Raw genomic sequence first — 15,846 nt, forward strand, 5'->3', positions numbered from 1 at the left:
TAGTTTTTTTATCCTCCGCTTTTTAAGCAGGAAAATCATTATCTTGAAAATAGCGCTCTGTTAGAATTTTTACATGGTGAAGTTCATGACCTGCAATAATAAATGCCAGTGCTCGTACGGTTACCGGGCAACCGTTGGCATCCCCCCAATTAATCCAGACATCATTTCGTAAGTTTTTTAGTAATTGAACGGTAGAGTTTCGAACGGATACATAATCTTCTATAAGAGTTATAACAGGATAACTTTCAAACATGGCTTCTTTGACAAATTCATCCTGATCATGACCAGGCAACTGTGCTTTTTCCCCACGTGCTATACAAAAAAGGCGGTAAGTCATATAACGCTCTGTATCAGCTAAATGTCCGATTACTTCTTTAATACTCCATTTTCCAGGTGCATAGCGAAATTCAGCCTGTGCTTCTGTTAAATTGCTCAGTCGCTGTAATATATCCTTTCTTTGCTTCTCTAATATATCCATAATTTGGCCTTCTGGAACCATTTCCACATAAGATGCATATTTGTCGGCATATTCATTTTTTGTTGGTCTGTTCACTTTAAATTCCTCATTTCCTTATATCGAATAATTATGCTTAACCTACATCATGATAGTTTTATATATAATAGTTACTTTACATGCATCCTTTTATTTGTCAAGTTAGCCAGAATTATAATGATTCCAAACAAAAAAAGTAAATGCGAAGATAAAATCTAAGCATTTACTTTTTAGAATGAAATGGACATTTAGATAAAGTTTGATTATCATCCCGCAAAAAATATTGCTTCCACTCAAAATTATCGTCTGCTCCATATCGTTTTAGTTCTGGGTGAATAGTGACCGAATCATAATTTTCTATTCTTTTTCTCACTTGCTGTTTTATTTTTTCTGCGTGACTAGAATCGTTAAAATTTTGAAACACCCACCTAGGAGTAATGGCTAACATAAATGTAGGAAAAGATCTACTGTTTCGTTTTAGATGGGACGGGGTTGCACAATACATAAAGTACCTTTCACCATGAAAACTAAATTCCCACATGTGATGATGTGGATCTGTCGGAATTTCACTTGACCATTCTTCATTATCATAAGCCTTCAGATTACTAAGTTGCTCCCAAAATAACTGTTCATATTGTTCAACTGTATATGTTTCCATCATATCCTCTGGTATTTTATAAAATACGATCAATGACGTGTACTTTCCAAGTTGCCTTGAGTGTTCCGAATAAATATTTAACAATTCAGCAAGCTCTTGAATCGTTTTTTCTTCTGTTGGATCGCCCACAAATCCAAAACGCAGTTGATTTAAAGCATAGCCTATTGTTGCTGGAATACAGGGAAATGATTGTTCTTTATTTGACATTTTTTCTTTAAATTGTTCAAGGATTGTTTGTTTCCAGTGATCAAGCGAGTTTTGCTTCGCTAGATCTTTGTTGTACAATTTGTTCAAAATAATCACCTCACGCCCTCTTACATCATATTCACCAAAACAATATGTGGGTGGATGTTTAAGTGAAATGGGCTTTAGCGGAGGTGCTACCTATCTAATTTTGCTAAAAAAATAACGGGAAAGCAATAGCGATGTTCCCTTTATTCATTAATGAACGCCAACTTAACATAAAATTAAAGCGGTGGATTTTCCACGCCTAAATCAATCCAATCTTCTTTCGGTGGTCCATATACTCCAAAAGGTTTTATTCCTGCTTGACGCATAAGAACTGTTGCTTGTCCACGATGATGTGCAATGTGTTTGATTAGTCCCATTAGAATTTGAGCATTTGTTTCTTCTCTTCCAAATGCATCTTGCACTTTCTCTAAAGATTCATCTGTCCATTGTTGTTCGATGACTTGAGATGCATAAGAACTTACAGTTTGGAAGGTTTCAACTATTTCCTTGGCTGAAGTTGGGACACTTTCTGCCTTTTCTACTTTGTCTATCTCTAACCCGAAATTAGCTAAATAGTCTGGAATAGTTATTGTTAAATGCCATGTAATTCTTCCCAATGTACGACCTTCTGGATAAATTTGTTGTTTTAGCGACTCATCCGTCAATCCATCCAAAACCTTTTGAGTAAGCATTGCTTCCCGTTTCCATTCTTTAATAAAGTCGGCAATCGTTACATACATGTATAATACCTCCACCATCCATATTTTGATAAGAAGTTCTATCATAAATACATCATAGAACAAACGTTCCCTATATTTCAAGTATCTTGCTTTCAGCCTCTACAACTTATTATTTAGTGTTTATTCTTTTTATCAGTGTATTTAATAGAAATCTTATTCCCTAAAACATTTAAGAACTAGTTAAGAATTACCTAATAGGGAATTAAGATTCTCTAAATATAATAGTTTCAGAATCAAAATACACTTGATGCTGAGTTGAAATTTAAATAGAAGGAGTTTTAATTATGATGAAAAAGATAGCCTTTATAGCTATACTTGCACACCTGTGGATTCAATGGATTATGTTGGGGAGTATCTTACTGGACACCTTCATGGTCTATCCAAATATCTTCTATAATATTCCTGAATCATTGGAGGTAAGTATGGAATTCATGGCAGTAGCTAGTCCGCACACTTATTTTCCCCCTTTAGGAATGGCTAGTATTTCCACTGGAATATTGGCTGTCATCTTGTCATGGAAAGTTAAACCAGCTCGTTATTGGATATTGTTAAGCATGCTAATGATTGTTTTGGAAGGAGCAACTTCCATGATTTTCGAATGGCCACGTAACGAAATCATGTTTATGGAGGGAACAGCAGTTCATTCTATTGACTTCCTTATACAAACAGCACGAGAATTCTTAATTGTTCACGGATTCCGTGTAGCCTATAACATTATTGGCTCTATTTTTATGTTTGTTGGTTTTATAAAGTACTACAAACATCTTGTTTTAAATAAAAGCTAACATTCTATTTGAATGGAACAGAGAAAAAACACACTAAACATACGATGGTGTGTTTTTCTTCGAACTATAACCTGTTTTTTAAATTAACATTTCATTAAAGTTATTATACATTCTACTTTACAAAGAATTGCCTCGCGAAGGAGATTTGGCTTTCCCTCTTTTTTGTTCATCAGGTATTTTCTTATCTGGATTTGTAGGAGCATAATTAGGTTTTTCTTTTCGCTGTTTAGACATTTGAATCCCTCCGATTGAAAGTACTACTTTGATACTAATCTTATGGTAACCAGGAATTTGTATAGTTATTCTTACTAGAAAAAACATTAGATACTGAAAACTCATTTCTCACTGCATTTATTTTTCCGAATATAAATAGAAGTAAATATCATGGTATTAATGAAGGAGTTTAAGAATGAATATTTATGAAAAAAACTACTGGTCTGTTTACTGCGACTTTCTTGATGACTTTGCAGAATTAGAATACAAAGGGTACCATTTAGCTTATCTTTTCCACTATGACAGTTTAATCAGAGAAAATAAACAATTGATCAAGTCCTTACATGACCCTGCATCTCATAAGAATAAGTTAATCGACTTATCAGATATTCAGCAGAAATTCTATATGGAAAAAGCCACTATACAAAGACCTTTAAAGAAAAATGATAGTGGTAAAATACTCTTACATGATGTATATGACCTTTTGCGATTTCCCAATCACATCTTTTATCATTATTTTGATAAACACAAAACACTGATCATGCAAGATACTAGTAGTCAAAAGAAGGGAAAACAATATCTTGTTGATTTAAAAGGCTATTCAATACAAAACTTTAACAGATATAAAAGAGATTTGACGGAGCCAATAGATAAACTGAAGAAGAGAACACAGAAAATTTTATCCAAGTATCCTAACCATCTGGTCTATCATGATAGCACCTTTAGAAAAAGGGTATTGATGCAAATAGCCACGACAGTCAACCGTATTGAAGAAGCAGGGAATTTATTTAGGAAAGTGCCAATCTCCACTGTCATTGTCCCTTCCACTCATTATCCACAAAGTCGTACATTAGTTTTTGTTGCAGCTGGATATGGTATTCCGACTATTTGTATGCAGCATGGTATCATCTCCAGTGAATTCGGTTATATACCAAAAATTGCAGACATCGATGCCGTTTATGGACCGTTTGAAATGGATTGGTATCAAAAGAACGGCGTAAATAAAGATGGTTTAGAAATCATTGGGCATCCTAGATTTGATATGATCAACCAAGCACCAAAGGAAGGACAAGAAGAAATAAAACAAAACCTTGGAATTGATCCAACTAAGAAAACCATTTTACTGATTATTCGAGGTCAACTTCTCTTTAAAGAATGGGCAACATTCCTTGACCATTTAACTATTAAGGATGAAGTAAATGTGATCATCAAGGACTTTAAATATAAAAAGGGGCATCCTCTTCTAGACACCCATTCATTTGTCTATGCTTCTAAAGGGTATCACCACTATGATCTCTTTAGCATATCAGATCTGGTTGTTTCTTATGCTTCCACAGTAGCTTTAGAGGCTATTCTAGCAAAAAAACCAGTATTCATTTTAAATGAATCTTTTCCTGGTCACACGGATTATTATGATAAGCTGGGAAAACTTGTACAATCTGATCCTAAGCAATTATCTACATTAGTCTCTGATTTTTATAAAAATGAAGATTTACATTTATATACAACCAAAACAGTTGCTGAATTTCTATCCAAAAGTTATATCCATGAAAATCCTTCTGGTGAGCGGCTCATTCACTTGATAAACAGACTTTCGAAATAGTTATATATTATATTACCTAATTCGTAACTGGTGATATTCAAAATAATCCGTTATTATTTGACTAAATGAAGAAATACCTGTAACTTTTATATTGGTAATTCGTCATATAAGAGTGAGATGCTTTTTATCGACAAAAAATTCTAATAGAATAATAGACAATAAAGGTGAGGTATTTACTTTGAGTGAACTTAGAACAGATCGAAAGAATAGAAAAAAAACAAACAAATGGAAAAAGCGAATATTATGGATTATTGTATTGATCTTTATCTCCGTAATAGCCTATGGTATTTACTTATTTGTGAACGTTTATGATGCATCTAAAGACTCCCATGTAGAAATAGATCGTCCAGAGGGTAAATCAGAACTCAGAGAAAATGATGTTAAGATTGGTGATGATCCATTCTCCATTTTATTAATTGGTGTGGAAGATTACGAAACAGACGGTGAAAATGGTCGTGCAGATACACAAATTGTGGTGACAGTTAACCCCAATACAAATAAACTGACCATGACATCCGTTCCACGTGACACAAGGATTGAATATTCAGCAGAAGAGGCTGGACAACAATATGCAGGTTTTCATAAAATAAATGCATCGTACACTTATGGCTCCATAAGCGGCTATGGTGAAGATAAACTTACTGTTGAAAAAGTAGAGGAATTGTTGGATATCCCTATTGATGAATATGTCACCGTCAATTTTGACGGGTTTAGAGATATTGTCAATGCACTTGGTGGTGTTAATGTTGATATCAAAGAACCGTTCTGGGAAAAGAACTTCTATGAAGGTGAAGACAAGATCTACTTTGAAAAAGGTGAAAGCAAATTAAATGGTAAAGAAGCCTTGGCATTTGTTCGAATGAGAAAGCGTGAAGTAAACAGCATCTATTCTCGTGATGAAAGACAGCGTCAATTTATTCAGGCATCCATTGATGAAGCTATTTCAGCAAATACTCTTTTTAAAGTGGGAGAAATTACAGATATTTTAGGCGAAAATGTAACGACAAGCTTAAGCCCATCAGAGATTTTTAGTTTGCAAAACGCATACTCCTCAATGGATTCTTCTAACATTGAAACCTATGAAATTGAAGGTGGAAATCAAAAAGTAGGTGGAATTTACTATTTTGTTCCTTCAGAAGGGGCAATAAATACAGCATCTCAACAATTGAAACAGGAACTAGAATTAACACAAGATAATAAAGTGGATAATTCTGCTAATCAAGATCAGAATACCGAAGCTGAATAACGATTAATTTTAAAATGCTCATATACAATACAAAAAAGCCTTGTTGTTTACGCGTCACTTAACAACAAGGCTTTTAATCACGGTGTGAATCCGTCCGTAAAACCCCCACCGATCGAAGTCTCTCTATCTCTTTTTTCTTAATGATCTAACTGAAATATTCTGTACTTAAACCAAGATAAACTAATCCAGATACAATAATAAAGCGAGACTATGATCAGTGGGAATTTTAACCCCACTGATCATTAGCGAAACTTATCAGGGTGTTAGCGTCTGTTATCCCCCACTTAGCTTCCTTGTGTTACGAAGCTTGAAGTGGGGGCTTACAGACGGTTAGCACCGTGATAAAGCCGGAAAAGAAAAAAACTTTACTAAGTGTAGACCAATCTCGCATCCAGCCCCACCTTTTTTTAGTAGCATCAAGCCAAAAGTAGTCAGCAAGGATAGCTAAAATAATAATGAAGGTTGCTATAATAGCTTGCATAAGTTAGCTCCTCTCTCCCGTTTTTTATTTATATATATGCAGTAAATAGTTTTGCTATAGCTGTACACTTAATATTTTAGTTACTCTTCATAAACATAACCATTGATCAATTTTTATTTTACCATATATAACCATAACTCCAAAACAGCTTTACAACAAGCGATCTCTTCCTTTATACCATTCAAGCGCTCTACTTTCTATTTCTGTAGCCATTGATTCCTTTCCATTTATGTATGACTCCATATCATAGGGAAATTGTTGTGCCAACTTCGATTTTAAATCACCATATCTCTGCTTTTCATCAGGATGGCTAATTAAATAACCTCGAAAAGCTAAGTGCCGCTTAATTTCACTACTTCCCAGCTGATAAATATGAACATGGTGAGTACGATTATCCCCACCTTTTTGGAAATACCTTCGTCCAGATATTCCGTTTTCGCCTTTAGGATTATAGCCTAACTCCTGCATTGCTTTATTGTATTTATCAACGTTTCTAATGTCTCTAACTATAGGCATAATATCTATGATTGGTTTCGCTTTTATACCTGGAACAGATGTGCTACCGATATGGTGGATGTCTTCAATTTCTTTACCAAAAATGGTTTGGAGCTTTTCCACCTCTATCTTAAACATTGATACCCACTCCTTATTATAAGGACACACGTCAACTTTTCTCAAAAGTTATCCCCCTTTTTTTAGGAATTTAACATTGCTTCAGCATTTCAAATCTTGCGATAATCGTATCATGTCCCTACACCAAATCCCGTTCTCCATAATGTCCTCCTCATAGTGTATTACAAAAAAATCACGATCTACACTTGTCATCCTGAAGCCACATTTTTGATACAGAGCTAACTGTCCAATACTTGAATTGCCTGTTCCTACTTCGATAGTTTTATAACCTTTTGCTGCTGATTTTTGAATCGCATCCCTGATTAATTGTTTTCCAACACCTTTTCCTTGTTCGTGCTCAGAAACAGCAATATTAACTAATTCTATTGTATCTTGTTTGGTAGATATAGGGAGCAGGATATATACACCAATTATTTTATTATCCTTCTCAGCTATATAACACTCCCCTCGTTTCAGATATTCCTCTATCAAATTTCGGGAAGGATCAGCCAGTAACAATAATTCTATAGGAGCTTTTTCATTTTTATTTAATATTCTAATTTTCATTGAATTCCCTCCTTTTTATAAGTAATTTAAATTCAATAACTTATCGAATCACTATAAAATTTTCTAACTTCTAGCTCCAGTAGTTGTTTCTTCATTTCTATGCCTCCACGGTAACCAACTAAATCTCCGTTCTTACCTATAACTCTGTGACAAGGAATTACGACTAACATCGGATTAGCACTAATGGCTTTTGCAACAGCACGTGCAGAATTAGGACTTCCAAGATTAGATGCAATTTGTGAGTAGGAAAGGGTTCGCCCATATGGAATTTTTCTTAATTCATTCCATACGGTTAATTGAAACTCAGTTCCATTTATATCAAGTGGAAAAGTAAAAAAAGTGCTTTGCTGTTGAAAATATGTATTTAACTCAGCTAAATAAGGCTGTAACTTTTCGTTATTTCGTTCTAAATGATAATCCGAAAATTTTGAATTAAAATAATTTGTTACTTCTTTAAATTTCTTATCCTGAGTACCTATATAGCAAAGCCCCTTATTTGTAGCAATGAGGTACACTTTCCATTGATCGAGAGTAAACAAACTCCAATAATGTTTCGTTTGCTTCACTGCCTAAACTCCCCTCTCATTTTTAATTCTAAATTGGGATGGTGAACAACCGCATATTTTTCTAAATTGTTTGTAGAAACTAGAAAAATTGTTGTATCCTACTTGAAAACATATTTCCGTGCTATTATGAACTGTATTCAATAACAAATTCTGGGCTTTGTGAATTCTTATAATTTCAAGGTATTGGTGCGGAGTGACGCCCAATTTTTCTTTAAAAATTCGACTTAAATAATACTGGCTTACACCAATTTTGACAGCAAGAGTGGTTAAAGTGATTTTTTCTTGATAGTGCTGTAATAAAAAGTTGAATACTTCCTCCACTATTTCTTGCTGAGGATCATAAATGTCAACATATAGATCAGGTTGACATCTTTTACATGGTCGAAATCCTAGCTGTTTAGCATCCACAGCATTTTCAAAAAAATATATATTCTCGAGGTTGGGAGTTTTAGATTTACAAGATGGTCGACAAAAAATACCAGTTGTTTTTACTGCATAAATAAACATTCCATCATATCTTTTATCACATTTTGCTAATGTCTTATACATTAACTCGATAGAAAGTTGAGTATTTGATTTCATAAAATCATTCCCATCAATAAAAGAATCTACCAACATCTTGGCTTTCCTACGCTAAAGCCAATAAATTTATGTTAAACCCTGCATTTTTTCTAACTGTGCTCTTTTTTAAAAGGAAGAAACCATTTTTGAAATATCATATAGCTAATATAAAAAGCGACAACGATTACCGGGACAAAAATGTATAATTGAAAAAATGGTAGTACAAGAATACAAAAGATTAGTGATAAAAAAGACGACCACCAGGGTAAGGTTTTATTTTTAAATAGTTTAACACCAGCAGCCATAGAAAAAATATATACAAATACTCCTAACGAAGTCGGTATAAATAAAATTTCATTAAATGCCATTGTAAGAAACTCTGTAATAATGACACCGATGCCTGCGAAACCAATTACAAAAACCACCATACGTCTCGGAATTTGTTTAATTGGATGTAAATGTGATAATTGTTTTGGAAATGCACCGTCTCTGCTCAACGAATATCCGAGTTGCGTCAGACTTGCTACAAATGCATTTGAAGTTCCTATACATATAAAAAATGCCAATATGGCGGTCACAATTTCCGCACCTAAGCCTAGTGTTTCTCCCATTATAGCACCAATTGGTGAAAGATCATTCTCTATACTTCCATATGTTCCGGTTCCGAGCGTTACAAAACTTAGTGCTAAGAACAATACTCCTATGATTATTACGCTAATGATCGTACTTTTAACTATATTTTTATCGGGGGTTTTAAAATGATTAGCAAGATTACAAATAGCTTCCCATCCAAAAAAAGCCCAAAATATTGCTGTTATTGCTGTTCCTGTTGAGTACCATCCATTTGATACAAAGGGCGTAAAATTACCAATATCTATACTCGGTATTGAAATCAGGACTGTAATTGTAAGTAATAAGAGTAAACAACCACTTAAGATTAATGCAACTTTACCACTCACCTTGACCCCATTATAATTAGCTATCCCTGCAAAAATTAGAATAATGAACGCAATCCAAATTCTTGTGAAATCAGAAAAACCAAAAGCTTGACTTACATAAAATGCTCCCGTTAAAGAAACAACTGTTTGTCCAATTGCTGCAGTGACAAAGTAAAACCAACCTACCATATTCCCGAAATGAAACCCAAATGATCGCCGTACAAAAGTTGTAGCTCCTCCGGCATCTGGATATTCACGTGCAAGACAAGCAAATGCGTAGGCCAGCGGAAAATTAATAAGAATAACAATTACCCAAGACAAGATAGATGCAGGACCTGCTATAGAAGCAGTAACTGCTGATATAAAAAGAACACCCGAACCCAGTATTGCAGCAATATACAACGCTATGCCTTCATATAAACCAATAGAACGCTTTTCCATTAAATATCCCTTCTTTCAGTAAAACTTTACCACTGGAAAGGAGTTAAATTCTTATCTTTTCTTGCGTTCTAATTCTGATTACAGGAGCTAATATCTTTCTAAAGTATAGGATCCAATCGTTGAACTGATATCTTAAATAAATCAAGATTATAAGCCACAAAAATTAAATACAAAAAGACACACCCAAAGCTATGGCATGTGTACTTGAAGTTATGATCTGAGAGGGATTTGAACCCCCGACCTCTTGCCTGTCAAGCAAGCATTCTCCCGCTGAACTATCAGATCGTAATATTTAAGTCTTTTCCTGTTAAGTTAGCGCACGTTCCCAACTGAGCTTTTAAATATTTACATTTAAATATATAAGAACTTGTACTTATTGTCAATCCGAATTTATCTTCAAATGGTGAAATAAAAAGGAGCTAAACATACCGTAAAAGAAGCCATTGCCTTTTCATGGACAAGGTAAAGATTCGATTTAATTTTACAACCAAAAAACAGCAGTAAGCGATTGGATTTTGATCGCGAAACTACTGTTTTTGGGGTTATCATGTTTTTGCAAAATGAAGCTGAGACAAAGTACTCGAATTATGACAAAACACGTACATCTGATGTGCGTGTTTATTGTTCCTTGGAAAAGTATCATTCTTCCTTGGAAAAATGAATATTTCCAAGGAAGAGCAGCACTTTTCCAAGGAAGAGAAAGAGAATTCCAAGGAAGCGGAACACTTTTCCAAGGAAGAGAACTAGAATTCCAAGGAAGAAATAACAAGCACAAAGAAGTCTGTTCAAATCAGAAAGAGTATTTAATTTATCACAGTGCTAACCGTCTGTAAGACTTCATTTTTTATCATTTTTCATATATACTTCTGCCGGTATATGAATTTCTTGGTTCCCTGCAACATATGGCGCAATCTCATATTGCTGGAACACTAAGGTAATCCCGTCATCTGTAAAATAAAAAGCAGTATCCTTCGTTAACTTAATATCTTCCTTTTTTAAATCTGGATAAAATACGTCGGGACGTTCAGTGGCATACTCCCATACATAATCACTAACGGCTTCAATTTGTGCTTCTTTTGTAAGAATATTGGTTAAATATACACGTTTTCCTTTTTCAATATCATAGTTAAAGGATTCAACAATAGTGTTACCATGAGCTCCTCCACTGAAGATATAATTACTCGTAAGAATACTCAATTTAGAAGATTGGTTAAATTTCACTTCATAATCTGTTTGATATTCCGTGTGGAAATCGTGTTTTTCTCCTTGCTTTTCATTTTCCTTCAGTTCTTTATACGATTCTTTAATATACTTCTGAAACGTTTTATTGATCTTATCTTCCATCTCCGGTTTTTCAACTTCTGAAACTAGAGGATATTTTAATGCCTCCATATCTTTATATAGCTCATCTGTTACCAAAGCTGTTTGATTATTCGCAAATACTGTTGTAGTCATCGTCGTGAAAAGCAATAAGAATAAACAGATCTTTTTCATCTAAGCACACATCCTTTTTTGCTTAGCTTACCTAAAATAAGGGTAAACATACATGTGTTTTTGTTGAAAAAATATGGGAATAACTACAACATAGGTGGTGAAGAAAATGTCGATTGAACACATTGTGGTCTTACTTTTTATTGGCTACATAATTTTTGCGATTGATACAAAGAAAGAAAACTTTCCTGTCCCTACCTTATTAATATTACTTGGGATTGGGTTAGCTTTTATTCCGTTTTTCGAATCGGTAAAACTAACGGATCATACCATTTATCATATATTTCTGCCTGCCTTACTTTTTGTATCCGCTTATCAATTTCCAATAAAGGATTTCCGTCAAAATGCAAACTTAATTATTTCTCTTGCAACTATTGGGGTTATTTTGAATGTAGTAATATTAGGCTATCTGATCGCTGTTATTTCACCTCTTAACTTAGCCGGTGCTTTTGTTATTGCTGCAATACTGACACCTACTGATCCCGTTTCAGTTGTTTCCATTATCAAAAAAGCAACCGGAAATAAACAGGTCGCTAGTACAGTCGAAGGGGAATCCATGTTAAATGACGGGACTAGTATTGTACTTTTTACAACTTTAATTGCTCTAGCCACGCGTGAAAAAGGCTTCTCTTTTTCTGCGTTTCTTGGTGACTTTCTGCTCGTTTCTTTAGGTGGAATTGCGATAGGCCTTGTCTGTGGTTATTTAGTTAGCAAAATTGTCCACTATTCTCATTTACGTAATTATCAAATTATGCTCAGTATTATCTTGGCATACGGCTCTTTCTTAATTGCTGAGGCAGTACAAGTTTCTGGTGTCTTAGCGACCGTTGCAAGCGGCATGATGATTTCATTGGAATATGGCCGTGCAATGAAAGAAGACCATTTTCGCGAATCATTGGACGGATTTTGGGAAATTGTTGAAAACAGTTTACTTGCAATCTTATTTTTAGTTATAGGTATTGAAATTACTGAGTACTTAGCAATTAATTACTGGCTCTATGCCTTCATCATATTTCTGTTCATGATTTTGGTACGGTTTATCACTACCTACGCGGTGACAAAGGTGATTCATTCCCTTTCCTGGCGTTACAACCTGTTAATATCATGGGCTGGATTAAAAGGGTCTATGTCTGTCTTTTTAATCCTAACATTGCACGCAAAAAATGCCAGTGGTATTAACAGTGAATGGATGGTTGGTGTTAGTTTTACCGTTATTCTATTGTCACTAACGATTCAAAGTCTCAGTATGGCACCGATCTCACGATGGTTGTTAAAATAATGCATATAACAAAAAATCCTGTTAAAATATTTTATCATAAGGGGGAGTTTATGTGGGGCGTAATGGCACAATGGAAGATGCGACCATTCAAAGCGTACATTTGAATGAAGAAATCCAGATAAAGTGGTACCTTCCAGAAGGATTTACAGCTTTTAAAGATTACCAATTATGTATCATGAATGATGGTGATGATTATTTCAGAATGGGACGAGTTGCAACATTAAGCGATCAATTACATGAAGATATGGAGATAGAAGCAACTATCTTTGTTGGTGTTCATTATCAAGATAAGAATGACCGACGGGAAAAATATCATCCAAGTGGTAAACAACAGGACGCCTATATTGCTTTTCTCGTAAAAGAAGCGATTCCTTATGTCGAGAATCATTTACATATTACACCGGTAAAGCGCATTTTAATGGGAGATTCGCTAGCTGGGACATTAGCATTCATGATAGCAACTCAATTTCCACATTCGTTTGATACCGTTATTATGCAATCACCTTATGTTGATAAGGATGTATTGGAAAGGATGACCATTGCGTCTGAATTTTCTCAAATCGAAGTATATCATTCGATTGGAAAAGAAGAAACCGAAGTACACATGACAAATGGAGAAATTGCTGACTTTTTAACACCAAATCGTACTTTACGTAATGAATTAAAAGATAAACTACAGTTATATCATTATGATGAGTTTAACGGTAATCATACGTGGAAATATTGGCAAAAAGATTTAAAGAATATATTAATTAAGATGTTAGGATAAGGAGATAGAAAATGGAAGTAAAAGTAGTCAAATCAGAAGAAGAATTACAGGATGCCTATAAAGTTCGTTCCGTTGTTTTTGTGGAAGAACAAGGTGTACCTGAAGAACTAGAAATTGATGAGTTAGAAAAGGAAGCCATTCATTTTATCGGGTATGATAATGGTGATTCGGTAGCAGCCAGCAGAATGCGGTTCGTTGGTGGTTACGCTAAGATGGAGCGTATTTGTGTATTAAAATCACAGCGAGGTAAAAGCTTTGGCAAAGATATTCTGTTATTTATGGAAGACAAAGCAAAAGAAAAAGGCATAAAAAAATCAAAACTAAATGCCCAAACACAAGCAGAGAAATTTTATCAATCGCTCGGTTACGAAACGATTTCTGGTGAATTTATGGATGCCGGCATCCCCCATGTAACGATGACAAAATCATTATAAAGTGAGACATCCATCAATGGAGGTTTTACGGCAACTGTTTAAGCTAAAATGTGATACGCATTTTAGCTTTTTTTGTTAAGAATTGTTGTTCCCTTATGTATGCACTTTGAGGTTTTAGTGTACCCTAATAAAAAATACGATAAAGATAGGAGAAACAACAATGCATTACGGTTCAATTTTTGTCGAGACATTGTTTGGTTTTGTCATGTTGTTTATCTTAGCTAAGGTGCTTGGAAAAACACAAATTAGGCAGCTCACAGCATTTGATTTTATCTCTGCACTTATTCTTGGGGAATTAGTAGGGAATGCACTCTATGATGACGAAGTAGGCATTAGGGATATTGGTTTTGCTGTACTCTTGTGGGGAGGGTTATTATATTTGACTGAGATCATTACACAACGGTATAAGAAATCGAGAGGGATACTGGAAGGTCGGCCGTCGATTGTCATCCACAAAGGGAAATTACAACGCGAAGAGATGAAAAAAGGAAAGCTTGATATGAATCAGCTTTTACACTTATTACGATCTAAAGATGTCTTTTCCATTCGAGAAGTGGATTATGCCCTTCTGGAAACAGATGGTACAGTTTCTGTATTGAAAAAAACTGCTCACCAACTTCCTACACGTAATGACTTAAACCTTCCCCCGGAACAAATCGTATTGTCCTTTATGCTCATTAATGATGGTGAAATTATTTGGGATAGCCTTCGTGAAATAGGGAAAGATGAAAACTGGATAAAAGAGGAATTAAAAAAACAAGAGATCTATTCTGTTAAAGATGTGTTTTATGCTGAATATGAAAAAGGCAAGAATTTGTATGTTCAAGGATATTAGTAGCTAAAGTAAGTAGTTCAATTTGGAGTTAAAAGTACTTCAAAGTGGACTACTTTTTTATTTAACAAAGCAGTTAATGAAGCGTTCATCTATGCTTACCACCATGATAAACAAAAAAATAACAGGATCAAATTATACTGCATTTGATCCCCCATTAATTCGCTATACGTTTGCTTCAAAATTCCCACCTTTTCCGGTGACTTCTGCATAGATCGTATGGTGTTTTGTCTGACTTTCTTTTTCCGTTATTTGTTGGTGAACTCTCTTCTTTTGTTGAGGAATCACTACTTTTTTAGGCTCTTCTCTTGTTCGTTCCTGTTTATAATGCATGCCAAATTGGATTGGGTATAGCTTTTCAATAGGAAATGGGTCACGTTCTCTACGTGTGTCACGGTTATGATATTGTTGATATTGATAATTCTCAACCGGTATAATATATCCCATTATCGTCCATCCCCTTTCATGCTTATATATTATTCTATACCCATATTTTCGGAAAATGAATCATACTTTTGACCGTCAAACTAAGAAAAGCGAAGTATTCTGCCTGAGCGGTGACATAACACTCTTTACAAGACAGCAAATCACAAAAGAGTTATTGCTACAAAAATAAAACAGATAGCTTCTCACGTAAAAGCTATCTGTTACATTTTTAGAACCATGAAAATGGTGGGCGTTCGTTTTTATCTTTATCATCATCGTCTTGTTCGTCTTCTAGCTCTTCAACATCATCTTTTTCGAATCGTTCCTCTTCTTCTCCTTCCACTTCGCGTGGACCAAAGAAAGGATCTTGACGGCGAGTTGGTTCAATTCGAACATTATCTGCTTTGATAACTAGATCTTTCACATAAATCACTTTCTTCTTTTCTGACACGTTCTTCACTCCTTCTTTCTTTTATATCA

19 protein-coding genes and 1 tRNA gene are annotated in these 15,846 nt (G+C 34.7%); 7 read left to right on the forward strand and 13 right to left on the reverse strand.

The window, feature by feature from the left end; all coding sequences use genetic code 11:
- Nucleotides 1–22 precede the first annotated feature (22 nt).
- The 3 genes from BM121_RS00755 to BM121_RS00765 form a co-directional block, all read right to left on the reverse strand.
- Nucleotides 23–499, reverse strand: a complete 477-nt coding sequence (locus BM121_RS00755) for a DinB family protein (RefSeq protein ID WP_139220241.1) — start codon at nucleotides 497–499, stop codon at nucleotides 23–25.
- Nucleotides 500–716: 217 nt separating this feature from the next.
- Nucleotides 717–1,454, reverse strand: a complete 738-nt coding sequence (locus BM121_RS00760; protein WP_342714366.1) for a YqcI/YcgG family protein — start codon at nucleotides 1,452–1,454, stop codon at nucleotides 717–719.
- Nucleotides 1,455–1,618: 164 nt separating this feature from the next.
- Nucleotides 1,619–2,122 carry a DinB family protein gene (locus BM121_RS00765; protein ID WP_091479692.1) on the reverse strand — a complete coding sequence of 168 codons (504 nt, stop codon included), beginning with the start codon at nucleotides 2,120–2,122 and terminating at the stop codon, nucleotides 1,619–1,621.
- 284 nt (nucleotides 2,123–2,406) lie between these two features.
- Here BM121_RS00765 and BM121_RS00770 point away from each other — a divergent pair, with 284 nt between their 5' ends.
- From BM121_RS00770 to BM121_RS00780, 3 genes are all read left to right on the forward strand, one after another.
- Nucleotides 2,407–2,907, forward strand: a complete 501-nt coding sequence (locus BM121_RS00770; RefSeq protein WP_091479696.1) for a hypothetical protein — start codon at nucleotides 2,407–2,409, stop codon at nucleotides 2,905–2,907.
- Between the two features lie 409 nt (nucleotides 2,908–3,316).
- On the forward strand, nucleotides 3,317–4,723 hold the full coding sequence (locus BM121_RS00775) for a glycosyltransferase family protein (RefSeq protein WP_091479700.1): 1,407 nt from the start codon (nucleotides 3,317–3,319) through the stop codon (nucleotides 4,721–4,723).
- 178 nt (nucleotides 4,724–4,901) lie between these two features.
- Complete coding sequence (locus BM121_RS00780) at nucleotides 4,902–5,969, forward strand: LCP family protein (RefSeq protein ID WP_091479703.1); 1,068 nt, start codon at nucleotides 4,902–4,904, stop codon at nucleotides 5,967–5,969.
- Nucleotides 5,970–6,267: 298 nt separating this feature from the next.
- Here the strand turns inward: BM121_RS00780 and BM121_RS00785 are convergent, their stop codons facing one another.
- The 8 genes from BM121_RS00785 to BM121_RS00825 all read right to left on the reverse strand — a co-directional run bounded on the left by BM121_RS00785 (nucleotide 6,268) and on the right by BM121_RS00825 (nucleotide 11,629).
- Nucleotides 6,268–6,450 (reverse strand): hypothetical protein, encoded by a 183-nt coding sequence (locus BM121_RS00785; protein ID WP_091479707.1) that lies wholly within the window; start codon nucleotides 6,448–6,450, stop codon nucleotides 6,268–6,270.
- A gap of 150 nt (nucleotides 6,451–6,600) precedes the next feature.
- Entirely contained in the window at nucleotides 6,601–7,128 is a 528-nt protein-coding gene (locus tag BM121_RS00790; protein WP_175495261.1) for a GrpB family protein, read from the reverse strand.
- A 36-nt stretch (nucleotides 7,129–7,164) separates the two neighbouring features.
- A complete protein-coding gene (locus BM121_RS00795; RefSeq protein WP_091479710.1) occupies nucleotides 7,165–7,629 on the reverse strand; it encodes a GNAT family N-acetyltransferase in 465 nt (154 codons plus the stop codon).
- Between the two features lie 32 nt (nucleotides 7,630–7,661).
- Entirely contained in the window at nucleotides 7,662–8,195 is a 534-nt protein-coding gene (locus BM121_RS00800) for a methylated-DNA--[protein]-cysteine S-methyltransferase (RefSeq protein WP_091479714.1), read from the reverse strand.
- A 3-nt stretch (nucleotides 8,196–8,198) separates the two neighbouring features.
- Nucleotides 8,199–8,813, reverse strand: a complete 615-nt coding sequence (locus BM121_RS00805) for a bifunctional transcriptional activator/DNA repair enzyme AdaA (RefSeq protein WP_245780697.1) — start codon at nucleotides 8,811–8,813, stop codon at nucleotides 8,199–8,201.
- A gap of 53 nt (nucleotides 8,814–8,866) precedes the next feature.
- Nucleotides 8,867–10,135 carry an APC family permease gene (locus BM121_RS00810; RefSeq protein WP_091479717.1) on the reverse strand — a complete coding sequence of 423 codons (1,269 nt, stop codon included), beginning with the start codon at nucleotides 10,133–10,135 and terminating at the stop codon, nucleotides 8,867–8,869.
- Between the two features lie 213 nt (nucleotides 10,136–10,348).
- Nucleotides 10,349–10,420 (reverse strand) — tRNA-Val (locus BM121_RS00815).
- A 552-nt stretch (nucleotides 10,421–10,972) separates the two neighbouring features.
- Complete coding sequence (locus BM121_RS00825; protein WP_091479724.1) at nucleotides 10,973–11,629, reverse strand: DUF3298 and DUF4163 domain-containing protein; 657 nt, start codon at nucleotides 11,627–11,629, stop codon at nucleotides 10,973–10,975.
- Between the two features lie 106 nt (nucleotides 11,630–11,735).
- On the opposite strand from BM121_RS00825, the gene BM121_RS00830 reads away from it, so the two are divergent.
- The 4 genes from BM121_RS00830 to BM121_RS00845 all read left to right on the forward strand — a co-directional run bounded on the left by BM121_RS00830 (nucleotide 11,736) and on the right by BM121_RS00845 (nucleotide 14,943).
- On the forward strand, nucleotides 11,736–12,905 hold the full coding sequence (locus tag BM121_RS00830; RefSeq protein ID WP_091479727.1) for a cation:proton antiporter: 1,170 nt from the start codon (nucleotides 11,736–11,738) through the stop codon (nucleotides 12,903–12,905).
- 52 nt (nucleotides 12,906–12,957) lie between these two features.
- Nucleotides 12,958–13,674 (forward strand): alpha/beta hydrolase, encoded by a 717-nt coding sequence (locus BM121_RS00835; RefSeq protein ID WP_091479731.1) that lies wholly within the window; start codon nucleotides 12,958–12,960, stop codon nucleotides 13,672–13,674.
- Nucleotides 13,675–13,685: 11 nt separating this feature from the next.
- On the forward strand, nucleotides 13,686–14,108 hold the full coding sequence (locus tag BM121_RS00840) for a GNAT family N-acetyltransferase (protein WP_091479734.1): 423 nt from the start codon (nucleotides 13,686–13,688) through the stop codon (nucleotides 14,106–14,108).
- 160 nt (nucleotides 14,109–14,268) lie between these two features.
- Nucleotides 14,269–14,943, forward strand: coding sequence for a DUF421 domain-containing protein (locus BM121_RS00845; RefSeq protein ID WP_091479737.1), 675 nt, complete (start codon nucleotides 14,269–14,271; stop codon nucleotides 14,941–14,943).
- A gap of 162 nt (nucleotides 14,944–15,105) precedes the next feature.
- Here BM121_RS00845 and BM121_RS00850 read toward each other — a convergent pair whose 3' ends face one another.
- Together BM121_RS00850 and BM121_RS00855 are read right to left on the reverse strand one after the other, a co-directional pair.
- Entirely contained in the window at nucleotides 15,106–15,387 is a 282-nt protein-coding gene (locus BM121_RS00850) for a hypothetical protein (RefSeq protein WP_091479741.1), read from the reverse strand.
- A gap of 208 nt (nucleotides 15,388–15,595) precedes the next feature.
- A complete protein-coding gene (locus tag BM121_RS00855) occupies nucleotides 15,596–15,817 on the reverse strand; it encodes a hypothetical protein (RefSeq protein ID WP_091479744.1) in 222 nt (73 codons plus the stop codon).
- Between the last annotated feature and the right edge of the window lie 29 nt (nucleotides 15,818–15,846).

This window comes from Gracilibacillus orientalis, assembly GCF_900114645.1.
Lineage (GTDB): Bacteria > Bacillota > Bacilli > Bacillales > Amphibacillaceae > Gracilibacillus > Gracilibacillus orientalis.